The sequence below is a fragment of the Streptomyces liangshanensis genome, assembly GCF_011694815.1.
Classification (GTDB): Bacteria; Actinomycetota; Actinomycetes; order Streptomycetales; family Streptomycetaceae; genus Streptomyces; species Streptomyces liangshanensis.
In genome coordinates, this window is the sequence record NZ_CP050177.1 from 921895 (window position 1) to 935714 (window position 13820).

9 protein-coding genes, 1 tRNA gene and 1 pseudogene are annotated in these 13820 nt (G+C 70.3%); 9 read left to right on the top strand and 2 right to left on the bottom strand.

The window, feature by feature from the left end:
* Positions 1-108 precede the first annotated feature (108 nt).
* From HA039_RS04050 to HA039_RS34330, 6 genes and pseudogenes are all read left to right on the top strand, one after another.
* Positions 109-966 carry an MBL fold metallo-hydrolase gene (locus tag HA039_RS04050; RefSeq protein WP_243869125.1) on the top strand — a complete coding sequence of 286 codons (858 nt, stop codon included), beginning with the start codon at positions 109-111 and terminating at the stop codon, positions 964-966.
* A 266-nt stretch (positions 967-1232) separates the two neighbouring features.
* A pseudogene (locus HA039_RS04055) lies at positions 1233-1430 on the top strand (IS110 family transposase); the annotation flags it as partial.
* Between the two features lie 162 nt (positions 1431-1592).
* Positions 1593-2795 (top strand): RBBP9/YdeN family alpha/beta hydrolase, encoded by a 1203-nt coding sequence (locus HA039_RS04060; protein ID WP_167023864.1) that lies wholly within the window; start codon positions 1593-1595, stop codon positions 2793-2795.
* Positions 2792-4708 (top strand): VMAP-C domain-containing protein, encoded by a 1917-nt coding sequence (locus HA039_RS04065; protein ID WP_167023867.1) that lies wholly within the window; start codon positions 2792-2794, stop codon positions 4706-4708. The genes HA039_RS04060 and HA039_RS04065 overlap by 4 nt, the downstream gene beginning before the upstream one ends.
* A 25-nt stretch (positions 4709-4733) precedes the next feature.
* Positions 4734-5801, top strand: coding sequence for an AAA family ATPase (locus HA039_RS04070; RefSeq protein WP_167023871.1), 1068 nt, complete (start codon positions 4734-4736; stop codon positions 5799-5801).
* Positions 5798-9835 (top strand): SAV_2336 N-terminal domain-related protein, encoded by a 4038-nt coding sequence (locus tag HA039_RS34330; protein ID WP_279592817.1) that lies wholly within the window; start codon positions 5798-5800, stop codon positions 9833-9835. The genes HA039_RS04070 and HA039_RS34330 overlap by 4 nt, the downstream gene beginning before the upstream one ends.
* A 299-nt stretch (positions 9836-10134) precedes the next feature.
* On the opposite strand, the gene HA039_RS04080 is transcribed toward HA039_RS34330, so the two are convergent.
* Positions 10135-10208: transfer RNA gene (locus tag HA039_RS04080), tRNA-Pro, on the bottom strand.
* 136 nt (positions 10209-10344) lie between these two features.
* Between HA039_RS04080 and HA039_RS04085 the strand changes: the two genes are divergently transcribed.
* From HA039_RS04085 to HA039_RS04095, 3 genes are all read left to right on the top strand, one after another.
* Positions 10345-11058 (top strand): thiamine pyrophosphate-dependent enzyme, encoded by a 714-nt coding sequence (locus HA039_RS04085; protein ID WP_167023874.1) that lies wholly within the window; start codon positions 10345-10347, stop codon positions 11056-11058.
* Positions 11059-11135: 77 nt separating this feature from the next.
* The gene (locus tag HA039_RS04090) at positions 11136-12035 is read left to right on the top strand and encodes a transketolase family protein (RefSeq protein WP_167023877.1); all 900 of its coding nucleotides are present in this window, start codon (positions 11136-11138) and stop codon (positions 12033-12035) included.
* Positions 12036-12190: 155 nt separating this feature from the next.
* Positions 12191-12706, top strand: a complete 516-nt coding sequence (locus HA039_RS04095) for a mycothiol transferase (protein ID WP_167023880.1) — start codon at positions 12191-12193, stop codon at positions 12704-12706.
* Here the strand turns inward: HA039_RS04095 and HA039_RS04100 are convergent.
* Complete coding sequence (locus HA039_RS04100; protein ID WP_167023883.1) at positions 12675-13706, bottom strand: LysR family transcriptional regulator; 1032 nt, start codon at positions 13704-13706, stop codon at positions 12675-12677. The two genes, HA039_RS04095 and HA039_RS04100, sit on opposite strands and share 32 nt — an antisense overlap.
* Positions 13707-13820 lie beyond the last annotated feature (114 nt).

A 13820-nucleotide genomic window follows, 5' to 3' on the forward strand; every position in this document is an offset into this window, starting at 1 on the left:
TGGATCTCCCCGCGCGCTAACCACTTTACGCCCGCACATACCGACAGGACCATCGGGCGTATGGTTAGGTCACGGAGTACCGACCAACAACGGACCGGGAGTTCCACCATGAGCACTCTGCGTTACGATGTCCATGTGTCGGGCATGGCACCCGTCGCCACAGCGGCGCTGACCCTGCCGGACGGTTCGGAGGGGGCCTGGTCACCGCTGGCCCACACCCTCATCCACGGACCCACCGAGGCCGCGCTGGTCGACCCGCCAATCACACTCGGCCAGGCGGTCGAACTCGGCGACTGGATCGAGAGCTTCGGCAAGCGGCTGACCGCCATCTACCTCACCCACGGACACGCCGACCACTGGCTCGGGACCCAGCCGCTCGTCGACCGTTTCCCCGGCGTCACGGTCTACGCCACACAGACCACGATCGACGCGATCCGCACGACAGCGCCGGACGGGCAGGCGACCGGGATCTGGCCGGCGCTCTTCCCCGGCCAGATCCCGGCCACGACCTTCGAGGCGGTGACCGTGCCGGAGGACGGGTTCCAGGTCGACGGCCACACACTGCACGCGGTCCGGGCAGGCCACAGCGACACGGACAACACCACCGTCCTGCACGTCCCCTCGATCGGGCTGGTCGCCGCCGGCGACGTGGTCTACAACAACGTTCACCTGTACCTCGCGGAAGCTGCGAACGGCGGACTCGACGCCTGGCGGCACGCCTTGAACGTAGTCGAATCACTTGCCCCTGCCAATGTGGTGTCGGGCCATCAGGACAAGTCCCGGGGCAACCACCCGTCCGACATCGCCGAGACCCGCCTCTACCTGGACGCTACGGAAACCGTCCTGGCCGGTCGGCCCAGTCGGCGTGAGTACTTCGACCGGACGGTCGAGCTGTTCCCCGACCGGGTGAACCCCCTGACGGTCTGGCTGTCAGCGATGCGCCTGCTGCCCGAGACCGTTGAATGAGACAGGACCCGTTGTCACCGGGCCATGAGGGCGGCTTCCTCACGCCCCACAAACCCCTCGGCTGGGGAAGAGCGACACCGCTCCGCGAGGAGACGCATGAGCTCCAGCAACGGCTCGTCCCGGTCGACACCCGGGACCGCGTAGACGGCTTTCGCCGACAACATTCACGACTGCCCGACGGCGACCAAGGTTGCCCCGGGGTGTCGGCTGTCGGCCCGCCACCGCACGAGACCGCGGTACGGACGGAGTCCGCCGTCAGTGAGTTCCTGACTCGCATCGCCGGGCCCAAGGCCCCGTGCATGGCACAGCGACTGATCGACGTCATATTCGACGCACTCGACGAGCAGACCGTCGTCGTTCCGGGGCCGGTCCTGTCACCAGTTCCCATCGATGTCGGGACCGGCGCAGTCCTGCTCGTCGCCGTCGGCGACGGCACCAACTTCCCCACCGCCGCCCACCTCGCCCCCGCCAACCCACCGGCGTCCTGATTCGCCGTGCTTCGCGAGGCACCTTGTGTACGAATCTCGGACACAGGAACCTTGACGAAAGACATAGAGGCACCCCCTCCGACTGTGCCGACGAACTATTCTCATGGGGGAACAGGCACGTCTGGGTCGGGGGGACGCATGAGGTTCGTCTTTGTCCATGGGACCGGTGTCCGCCGGGAACGGTTCGAGGAACTGTTCGCGCTGGTCGAGGCCGGACTACTGAGGGAAATCCCGGAGGCCGAGGTCGAACGCTGCTACTGGGGCGCGGAGTTCGGTGCGGAGCTCAGCGCGGGCGGCGCATCGGTTCCCGGCATGAGGCCCCACCCAGGGCCGGAGGCGGATCCCGAGACCGCCGAGTGGCTGCTGCTCCTCACCGATCCGCTGTGCGAGCTGAGGGTTCTGGCCAAACTCGGCACCGAGGCCCAGGACGACGGATTCGGGCTGCTGGGGGCGCCGTCGCCCGGCGAGAACGTGGGCAACGCCCTGCGCGCCCTGCCCGGTGTCCTGGCACCGGACGACGAACTCGCCGTGCTGTTACGGGAGACCGGTCTGGCCGACGGCTACCGGAACGCGCTGCGGACGGCGGAGCGCTCCGACGAGTTCCATGCCGCGTGCCTCGTCGCCGAGGACGACGCGGCCGCCGCCGAACTCAGGGTTCACACCGGCCGGGCCCTGGTGGCCGTGATGCTCGCCGAGGCCCGCGACACCGCCCTGTGCACCGACGCGGAACGGGACCGGCTCGTCGACTTGCTGAGCGGGCGGCTCGGCGGGACCGCCCGGGGCATGCTGACGCGCACGGCGAGCGTCCTGTCCCGGCTGGCACAACGCGTGGCCACCCAATCCTTTCTGGACCGCAAGCGGGGCGAGGTCACCTCCGAGAAGGCATCCGAGATCGGTGACATCCTGCGCTACCAGGCACGAGGGCAGCATCTGCGCGCCCACCTGGAGCGGGTGATCGGCAACAGCCCGGAGCCCCCGGTCGTCATCGGCCACAGCCTCGGCGGTATCGCCCTCGTGGACACCCTCGCCCTGGCCGCCCGACGTCAATCTCCCTTGCCTGTGCGCCTGTTGGTCACCGTCGGCTCCCAGGCCCCCTTCCTGCACGAACTCGGCGCCCTGGCCGGCCTGGAGCCCGGCGACCGGCTGCCCGCCGACTTCCCGCGCTGGCTCAACATCTACGACCGTCGGGATGTCCTCTCGTACCTCGCCGAACCGGTCTTCCCGGGCGACGGCCGGATCACCGACCACGAGGTCCGTAGCGGAATGCCGTTCCCCGTCTCGCACAGTGCCTACTGGAAGCTCCCCTCGGTCTTCGAGCGCATCGCGGAGGCACTGCGGTGACGGACGGCTCCCCAGCTGCCGAGCCGCGGATCACACCGGAACGGACCTTCGCGCTCGTGGTGGGCGTCGAGTCCTACGAGATCAACGCCCGGCTGAATCTCCCCGGCCCGGCCCGCGACGCCGTCCGCTTCGCCGATTGGCTCACCGGCACCGGCGTACCGAAGAGCAACGTACGCCTTCTGCTGTCGCCCCTGGCCGGCGCCGGGGTCGAGGGGCTGGCCAAGCCCGCGACACAGAAGAACGTCGAGGAGGCGCTCTTCACGGACCTCCCCCAGTGCGACGGTGACCTGCTGTGGATCTACTGGGCCGGACACGGCTTCCTGGACCGCCGCCACGATCTGCTGCTGCCGTACGCCGACGCCACCGCTGGTCTCTTCGCTCACCTCAATCTCAGCTCGGCCCTGCGCCGGTGGAAGTCCGACGAGATCGCGGCGGGGCGCTTCCGCCGTACCGTCACCGTGGGTGATGCCTGCCGGCTCGACATCGGACGGCTCACAGGGAAGTTCCCCCAGGTGAACTATCCGGCGGGCGCCCCCACCCGGCGCATGCAGTTCACGCTCTACGCGTCCCGGGTCGGTGAGCCCGCGAAGAACACCGTCCAGGCGGGCCAGTTCACGGATACCCTCCTCAGACGTCTGGAGGGCCGAACGCTCGAACTGGCGACGCTCGAACTGGCCGACATCGCCAGGGACGTGCAGGCTGACTTCACCGTCATGCGCGCGAACGGCACGGCCTGGCAACATCCGCAGTTCGACATCGCTCTGGGCTGGGACGGTTCCTCTCTCCACGGGGACGCCTGGGTGGACGGCGGTAGGGCGAGTGGGCCGACCGGCGGCCTTGTCCTCGACCAGGTGGCCTGGACGGAACTGGGGCAAGTGATATACGAGGGAACGGAGTTACCGCCTGACACCTACGCGGCGTACCGCTGGGCCTTCGAGGTGACGGGCTGCGCCCCGCCGATGGATCACAGGTTGCCGTCGGCGGACCTGGTGGAGATCGTGCGTGATCTCGACGACCGGCAGGGCATCAGCCGTGCCGTTCCGCTCGCTCTGCCGTTCGTCAAGCACCTGGCATCCCGCGCCGCGCCCTCTCCCTGGGTCGTGGCCGCGAACGGATGGGTGGAACGTACGCGTGAACGCCTCGGGGCGGATCCCGTTCCCGCTCCGCCCTCTCGCCCGGTCGAGCCCACCGCGCTGCACGTGCGGTTGACCGAGGAGGACGACAACTCCTACCGACTGCAACTCTGGTCGTTCCAGGGGGGCTGGGACTACGTGGGCGACTTTCCGAACCCCATGGACCTGGAAGCCGTACGGAAGGTACTCACCGATCACCTCCTGACCGAAGCGACAAAGCCTGCGCGGATCGAGTTCCACGTTCCGTTCGACCTGTTGGATGTGCCGTTCGAGACCTGGGCGGTGCCGCGCCCTGCGCGCAAAGGGCGCGGTGAGCGGGCCGTCCAGCTCGGCTGCCGCTACGAGGTCGTGCTGCGCTGCCCCGAGGAACGCGAGGATCTCGAACTCTGGCTGGCCAAGTGGCAGTGGTACGAGACTCACGGCGGCCTGCATCCCGACGCCGTGCGGGACATCACGGACCGCGATGTGTCCGGCAACCTGACGGACGAGCTGCAACTGAACGCGTCCCCGGTCTGCGTGCTGGCCGACGTGACCGAGGAACTGGTCTTAGACGTCCTGGAAGCCGTGGTGGACGGCGGGATACCGATCGCCGTTTGGCGACGCCGCTCCCCCGCGCTCGGCACGGCCATACGTACAGCACTCGACCCCGATCCTCCCCACGCACTCGACGTGGCATCGCTGCCCGCCGGAATCAAGCGGGCCCGGGTGAATCAACACCCGGTCGCACTGCTCTACGACAACCCCGGTCGGGTGCCCCTGAGGCGGTCGCTGTCCTCGTGAACCGTCGTCTACGAGAGGAAGTCCGATGAGCGCCGCCAAGGACTGGTGGATCTACCGGGGCACGGGCACGGTCGCGGACAAGCGCGCCCGGCTTGACGAGAACCGGCCGCCGTGGCGGGAGTTCAGAGGCGTCCCCGACCCGGAGTACGCCCCGCCCGGCACCGCCGGACCTGCTTGGGCCGACACCTGGCAACGCGGCGACGGATACGTACCGGACGACGCGGAGATCAACGCCGTGAACACGGCCATCTACCTGCGCCGCCCGCTCCTCGTCACCGGCAAGCCCGGAGTCGGCAAGTCGACACTGGCGCACAGCATCGCGGCGGACCTGGAACTCGGGCCGGTCCTGCACTGGCCGGTGACCAGCCGCAGTTCCCTGCGGGACGGGCTCTACCAGTACGACGCGATCGGGCGTCTGCACGACGCGAACCTGCGCCACCTGAAGGCCGGCCGGAGCGCGCCGCCCCGGCGGCTGCAAGGCGGGCGCCCCTCCTCGGGCAGCGCCATCGCGCCGTACCTGCGTCTTGGCCCGCTCGGCACAGCGCTGCTGCCGCAGGAGCGCCCCCGTGTGCTGCTCGTCGACGAGATCGACAAGAGCGATATCGACCTGCCCGGCGACCTGCTGACCGTGTTCGAGGAGGGTTCCTTCGAGATCCCGGAGCTGGCACGGATCGCCGCCCGTCAGCCGCGGGTCAGGGTGGGCACGCAGGACGATCCCGAGGTGTGTGCGGGGATCGACCGCGGACTGGTCCAGTGCAACGCGTTCCCCGTCGTCGTACTGACCAGCAACGGCGAGCGCGACTTCCCGCCACCCTTCCTGCGTCGCTGCATTCGCCTGCACGTCGAGCCGCCGTGCGAGGAGAAGCTGAAGAAGATCGTCCGGCAGCGGCTGAGGCTCGACGACACGACCCGGGACGACCGCTACCAGGATCTGATCGTCGACTTCATCGAGCGCCGCACGGAAGGCGACCTGGCGACGGACCAACTACTCAACGCCGTCCAGCTGCGGTTGAGCGGCGCGTGGTCGGGAGCGGGCGAGCGCAAGGACTTCCTGAACGCCGTACTGCAACGGCTGACAGGGCCGTTGGCGTGATCGAGCGGCTGCTGCGGGCACTGGAGGAGTCCGGCGCGAACGCCGGACCGGAGGAGCTGACGGACATCCTCTGGCTGGCGGCGCGCGTCGGTGGCGCCGCGGACCCGGACGCGGTTTCCGCTCGGGACGGCCTCGACGAGCCCGAGGCGACGTCGCCGACCGAGTACCCGGCCGTGGGCCCCGAGGAGGAAGACCCGGCGCCGGAGGAGGAGTTCTACACCGCGGGCGATCTCACGGACGCGCCCGGCCCGGCGCGGCAGGGCATCGAACTGGTCCGCGTCCGCCGAGCCTCGTCCGTCCGGGATCCGCTCGCGGTGATGCGGGCTCTGCGCCCCCTGGGTCGTTCGAAGGACACCTCGGGCGGGAACCCAACCGACTGCGAACTCGACGAGGAGCTGACGGTCCGCAGGACCGTCGAGCAGCGCCTCCCGACGCCGGTGCTGCGGCCGCGCAGGGGCCGCTGGCTGGACCTGGCCCTCGTCGTGGACGCCCACCACTCGATGCTGCTCTGGCACGACCTGGTCGGCGAACTGCGGCGAGTGTTCGTGCAAACAGGCATCTTCCGCGACGTACGCACCTGGCACCTTCTCGGCACCGGCCCGGACGCCGACGAGCCGCTGTCCGTGGCCCGTACTCCCACCGGTGAGCGGCGCAGCGTGCAGGAGGTGTCCGACCCGTCGGGGCACCGTCTGGTCATCGTCGTCACGGACGTGGTGGCGCGCGGCTGGGCCGAGGCGGACGTCGCGCGCATGCTGCGGCAGTGGGCGTCCCACGGTCCGGTGGCACTGCTCAACGTACTGCCGCGCCGGCTGTGGGACCGTGGCGCGGTGCGGCCACGCTCGCTGCCGTTGCGTTCGGTCGGTCCGGCGTCGCCCAACACGTCGTGGCGGGTGGGCGCGCCCGCACGGAGCCGCCGCAGGAGCGTACGGCCGCGGCCCACCGCGCAGTTGCTCGCGATCCCGATGGTGGAGGCCGAACCGGCGTCCGTGCTGCTCCTGGCGAAGCTGGTGGCCGGCAGCGGCCAGTGGACGCGGGTGCCCTGCCTGGCGCTCCCCCGTACGCCGTCGTCGCCGGCGCCGCCGGCGGCCGAGCCCTTCGCTCCCGCCCGCGAGGAGGTTACCGACGTACTGCGCCGCTTCAGGGCAAGTGCGTCCCCCCTCGCCCAACGGCTGGCCGGACATCTGTCCGCCGTACCTTTGAGCCTCCCGGTCATGAACCTCGTCCGCCAGACAATGCTCCCCGCGGCGGAGCACGGCCATCTGGCAGAGGTCGCCCTCGGAGGCCTCTTCACCCCCTGGGGCCAGGAGGCGACGGCCGACCCGGACCGCGTTCCCTTCGACTTCCGCCCCGGGGTCCGGGCAGCACTGCTGGGCGGCCAGCGCCGGGACGACATCACGTCCGTGCAGCAACTGGTACGGCGCGAGATGGGCACGGGGATCAGCGAGTACGGCGCGACCAGCGGCGGCGACTTCCTCGCGGGGCGCGGAGTCGGGGACGGCACCGGTGAGCGGGGGCTCGTGCCGGAGGCTGCGCCGTTCGCGACTCGGGAGGCCGGGGCAGACGCGGCCGCGCCGATTGCCGGGGCGGGAAGCTGGGTCTCGGACCCCCCGCCCGGGCTCCAGCCCATGCCCGAACTCGTCGACCGCTACGTGGACGAACAATTGCGGCGGGTACTGGCTAGGGCAAAGCGCGGGCACAGCTCGTTCACGGTGCTGCTGGGCGATGCGGGGTCGGGGAAGACGACGGCCATCACCCGAGCCATGGCCGGCCTGCCGGACGACTGGACGTGGTGGGCTCCGCGGTCACCGGACGAACTGGTCGATGCGGGACAACGGCTGCGCCCTCGAACGGCTGTGATCGTGCCCGACCTCCACTCCTTCCTACTGGGGTCCGACCGTAGGGCGCCCACGACGACCGCCGATCTCATCAATCTGATGTCCGCACCGGGCCCCGTGCTGGTGCTGAGCGAACTCAGACCCGAGGACTTCCATGTACTGAGAACGGACCACTCGGAGCAAGCCGAGTCCTTTCAATCCGCCCTCGGCCGAATCGACTTGTTACGGGTGTATTCACTGACCGCGGAGGTGGAAACTCTCGCGCGCGTCCGCAATGCTCCCTCCCTCGCCAGGACACTGCTCGTAGCGGCGCTGGACATCCGGCGCCTGGGACACACAGCCAAGATGTCACGCCGGCTGCTGGAGGCAGCGACACTGATCTACCGGTCTCCCGGCTCCGACCGGGACGCCGCTCCGCACGACTGGCTTTCGACAGCGCTGGAATATGCCTGCGCAGAGGTGCCCGACGGCCCGTCGGTGATGGCCGGCGGGGATCACTACGAGCTGAACGACTTCGTGGAGTGGGCCGATCGACAGGACCGACCGGACCTCGCCCCACCCGACGCACTCTGGCCCGTGCTGGCCCGCTTCGCCCAGCCGTCGTCACTGGACGTCCTGGCCCGGACCGCTCGGGAGCGAGGTCTGCCCGAGGCGGCCCGGCTCCTCAGGAACGCGGCGGCATTTCACACCGACACCCACTCCCCCGTGATCCAGAGCCTGACCCGAGCCGCCGAGAACCGGCTGGTGAAGATCAGCCGGGACCGTGAGGAGCTGGGCTCGGGAATCCTTCTCGCAGCCGGGCAGATAGCTGTGCCGGCCGCTCTGCTCCCGGCGGGCAGCGTCGCCCCCCTCCTGCGCCTCGAAGGTCGCCCATGGAAGGACTCGCGCACGTGGCATGCCCAATTGGCGGCCGGGACGGCGCATTCGGTGCTGGCCCTGCTGACGAACGTGGGACCCGAGCGCGCCCCGCAGGAGCCGCCCCTGCCGTCCGCTCCCTCCCCGACAGTGGGGGACTGGGCCCTGGTCTGCGGGCTCAGGCGGGACCGCACCTCTCGACCCACGCTTCCGGTACTGGCCCGCTATCGGGTCACGTCCGTGCGGGGCGACAGCTTCGTACTGGAGTCAGCAGCGGCAGACCCCGTGCCCCCGCCCGGGGCGGCAGTTGTCGACCTGCATGGTGCTGTGATCGGCATGGTGTACCGGAGCACGGGTGACGTCGAGCACCGGCTCCACGCCACACGGATCCCGCCTTCCTCGCAGGCGGCCTCCCGGACCCCTGAGTCCACGTCGAGCCGACTCGTGCTCGAACCGGCGCGTTCACGCGCCGTACTGATCGGAGCCGACAGATACGAGGAGTTCCCGGACCTCCCCGGCTCCCACGAGCAGGCGCTCGTGCTGGCGCGCGCGTTGGGACGGACCCAGGATTCCGGCCCGTTCGACGATGCCAACGTGTCGCTCGTCTGGAACCAGCATTTCCCCCAGCCTCTCGTCCCTTCGCTGGAGAACCTTTTACAGCGGGCCGAGCACACACTTCTCGTCCACTTCACGGGTCACCTGCTGGAAACACCCCACGACACCTTTCTCGCCTTCCCCAATTCCCGTCGCGAGCTGCCCGCTGTCACCGCACTGTCCGTCCGGCGCCTGATTTCGCTGATGGAGGACAGTCCCGCCCGGTTCAAGGTTCTCATCCTCGACGCCTACCTGTCGGACGCAGAGAGAATATGGTCGTGGCTGAACCCCCGACACATGCGGGGGAGCTGGTCGCTGGTCACCGCTCCCCAGGGGCTCGCGCGACCGCGGTTGACACTCACGAACGAGTTCGCCGGCGTGCTCACCGAAGGAATTCCCCAGGCACCGGAGTTCATCAGCCTCAGGGACATGACTGCTCGCATCAGCGACCGCAGTCTTGCCAGTCCTATTCAAATCTTTGAGGCCACCAGCTCCGATTCCCGGGGTCTCCTCCTGCGCAACCCGGCTTCCGCACCACCACTCGAAGGCACCGTCAAATGGTTCAACAAGGATAAGGGTTTCGGATTCATCGCTGTCGACAACGGACATGATGTCTTCGTCCACTACTCGGCCATCCAGATGGCCGGCTTCCGCGGGCTCGAGGTCGGCCAGCGCGTCCAACTCCGGATCGCCCAGGGCGACCGCGGCCCGCAGGCGGAGGGTGTTCGCCCCCTTCCGTCCGACGTGTGACGCGAGCGTGCTGCGTCTGGGTACTACGGAGGCCAGGACTCCATGTCTACAGCGCTCACGACGTCGAGCGCTGGATCGCCCGGCACCGTACGATCCCCGAGCGTGCGGTCCGATGCCCCACGCCGAGACCGTTCTCCTCGGTGGGCATGTGTCCAGTGACATCGAGCACCGCCCCCACCATCCCTCCCCTTGTCGAGCCACCGTCCGCGGGAAAGGCCGGCGCCCGACCGGTCCCCCGGAACGACGGAAAGGCGGTACCGGATTTCTCCGATACCGCCTGCGACCTGCTGATAAGCAAGTCGGGACGACAGGATTTGAACCTGCGACCCCTTGACCCCCAGTCAAGTGCGCTACCAAGCTGCGCCACGTCCCGAGCCTCGCTGACCTGGGGTTTCCCCTGGCCGAACGCGCATGAGAACAATACCGCACTTGAAGCGGTGGTCACGAACCGCTTTTCCGGGGCGCGTCCGGCTTGACCTCAAGTGCGGTTGACGTCGCAGCGTGGACCCATGACCACCAAGACCTCCACGAGCACCCCGGCGCCCGCCCTCGGCCACCAGGATCTGAACCGGCTGCTCGCCATGATGACCGGCGACGAGAAGCACGGCCCCGCCGCGACCTCCACCCTCGACACGCTCTGGGTCCTCTACGACCGCGTCCTGCGGGTGACCCCCGCGACCGTCGACGCGCGCGACCGCGACCGCTTCCTGCTCTCCAAGGGGCACGGGCCGATGGCGTACTACGCGGTGCTCGCCGCGAAGGGGTTCCTGGCCGTGGACCTGCTCCCCGGGTTCGGTTCGTACGACTCCCCCCTCGGCCACCACCCCGACGGGACGCTGCTGCCCGGCGTCGAGATCGGCAGCGGCTCGCTCGGGCACGGGCTGCCGCTCGCCGTGGGGACCGCGCTGGGGCTGCGGGCGCAGGGCCTCGACGGGCCCCGGGTGTGGGTGCTGATCGGTGACGCCGAGCTGGACGAGGGCAGCAACCACGAGGCCCTCGCCTTCGCCGGGCACGCCGGGCTCGGGCAGCTCCACACCGTCGTGATCGACAACGGCTCCGCGAGCCACGGCCGGCCCGGCGGGATCGCGGCGCGCTTCGAGGCCGCCGGCTGGTCGGTCCTGACCGTCGACGGCAGGGACCACGAGGCGCTGTACGGCGCCTTCACCGCGCCGCACGAAGGCGTCCCCCTGGCGGTCGTGGCGCGGGTCGAGCCCAAGTCATGACCGCCGACACCTCCGGCAGCCCCGGCATCCCCGTCATCCCTGGCACCGACGATCCACGCTCATCAGGAGTTACTTCCATGGACACCATGCGGGAACGGTTCATCTCCACCACCTCCCGGCTGCTCGACGACCACCCCCGGCTCGCGGTGGTCCTCGCCGAGATCAGCAGGGACGGCTTCGCCCCGGCCGCGCGCCGCCATCCCGACCGGGTCATCAACGTCGGCATCCGCGAGCAACTGCTGATCGGGGTGGGTGGCGGACTCGCCCTCACCGGGATGCGGCCGGTGGTGCACACCTTCGCGAGCTTCCTGGTCGAGCGGCCGTTCGAGCAGGTGAAGCTGGACTTCGGCCACCAGGGCGTGGGGGGCGTGCTGGTGAGCGCGGGCGGATCGTACGACTGGCCGGCCGGTGGTTTCACCCACATGTCGCCGGGCGACGTGGCGCTCATGGACACCCTCGACGGCTGGCACATCCATGTGCCGGGCCACCCCGACGAGGCCGAGGCGCTGATCCGGCGCGCCGCCGCCGGCGACGGCCGCGACTACGTGCGGCTGTCCGAGCAGAGCAACGCCCGGCCGAGGCCCCTCTCGGGACCCGGGTTCCACACCGTGCGCGAGGGGCGCGGCGGGGTGGTGATCGCCGTCGGGCCGATGCTGGACAACGTACTGGCGGCGACGGAGGGGCTCGACACGACCGTGCTGTACGCGACCACCGTGCGGCCCTTCGACGGCGCGGCGGTGCGCCGGGCGGTGGCGGCCGGGGACGCGGCGGACGTGGTGATCGTGGAGCCGTACCTCGCCGGGACGTCCACCGCCGCCGCGAACGACGCCCTGTCCGACATCCCGCACCGGGTGCTGGGGCTCGGGGTGGCACGCCGTGAGCTGCGGCGGTACGGGCAGCTCCACGAGCACCTGGCCGCCCAGGGGCTCGACCCGGCGTCCCTGCGCGAGCGGATCTCGGCGTTCCTGGGGCGCTGAGGAGGACGGGGCGGGGTGGCAGGGTGCCGGGAATGTCGGGGAGCGTCTTCGGGGCCGCCGGGGGAACCTGTACGGGAGCCGTGTCGCGACGTCGTCACGGACGGCGGACGGATACGGGTACGGATACGCGTACGGGCACAGATAAGGAGTCAGCCATGAACGCCAGCGGGGACCTGCTCATCGACGCCTTCGGCCGTATCCGCGAGGTGGTGCACGACGTCGTCGCCGACCTCACGCCGGAGGAGCTGGCCACCCGGCTGGACGACGGCGCGAACACGATCGCCTGGCTCGTCTGGCACCTGACCCGCATCCAGGACGACCACGTCTCGGACGCCGCCGGGACCGGCCAGGTGTGGACGTCGGGGGGCTGGGCGGAGCGGTTCGAGCTGCCGTTCTCGCACGGGGCGACCGGTTACGGCCACTCCGCCAAGGACGTGGCCAAGGTCGCCGACGTCCCGGCGGAGCTGCTCACCGGCTACCACGACGACGTCCACGACCGGACGGTCGAGTACATCGGCACGCTCAAGGTCTCCGACCTCGACCGGATCGTGGACGACACGTGGATCCCGCACGTCACCCTGGGGGTCCGGCTGGTCAGCGTCGTCTCCGACGACCTCCAGCACGCCGGGCAGGCGGCCTTCATCCGGGGTGCGCTGGGGCGGCGACGCTAGGAGCCGTACGCGGGGCGGGGATGGTGGGGGTGGCGGGGATGGTGGGGGTGGAGCGGGAGGCGGGGAGGGCGGGGCTCGCGAGGGGGTCGGGGCCCTCCGCCTGGCACGTCCCGCCCGGCGGTGTGCTGGGCAGGTACGAGAGCAGCTCGCGCGCCGCCGGGCCCGTGCGCCGGTCGTCCGGTAGCGCCGCCGACACCTCCCAGTAGTGGCCCTCCGCGCCGGTCAGCGGGACGGTGCGCAGGGCGGCCGCCTGCGTCTTACGGGCGACCGGGAGGGGAACGACCGCGATGCCGAGGCCGTGCCCGACCAGCTCGATCAGGCTGTGCACGTCGTTGACCTCCAGGGCGACACGGCGTGCCGTACGGGCGGCGGCGAAGGCCCGGTCGTTGAGGCCCCGGGCTCCCCAGTCCTGGTGGAAGTCGACGAAGACCTCACCGCCGAGGTCCGCCCAGCCGATCCCGGCCGTCCCCGCCAGCGGGTGGTCGGGGTGGCAGAGCAGCACCATCGGTTCGCGCGCCAGGGGTACGAGCCTCACCCCGTCGGGCGCGGGTCCCGACAGGGCGACGAACGCGAGGTCGAGGCGGCCCTCCGCGACGTCGTCCACGAGCGCGGCCGAACCCGCCTGCCGGAGCCGTACCTCCACCTCGGGGTGCTCGGACCGGAACCGGGCCAGCAGTCCCGGTACGTGCACGCCGGTGATGCACTGCTCGGTGCCGACCACCAGCGTGCCCCGCAGCAGGCCCTGGACCGCCGCGACCGCCTCCTTGCCGGCCCGTACGCTGGCGAGCGCCCGGTGTGCCTCCACCAGCAGGGCCCGTCCCTCGCCGGTGAGTTCGACGCGGCGCGTGCTGCGGACGAACAGCGGGGCTCCCAACTCCCGCTCCAGGGCCCGGACCGAGGCGGACAGCCCCGACTGGGAGACCATGAGCCGGTGGGCCGCGCGCGTGAAGTGACGTTCCTCCGCGACGGCGACGAAGTATTCGAGATGCCTGAGTTCCACGATTCAGAAGCGTAGTCGCTGAATGCGTTCGCTTTCTTCTGTTGGACGTGCCGGTGGGGCGCTTGCCAGGCTGGGTAGGCCCCGCCGGAACCGGCGGGACCCGCAGCAGAAGGG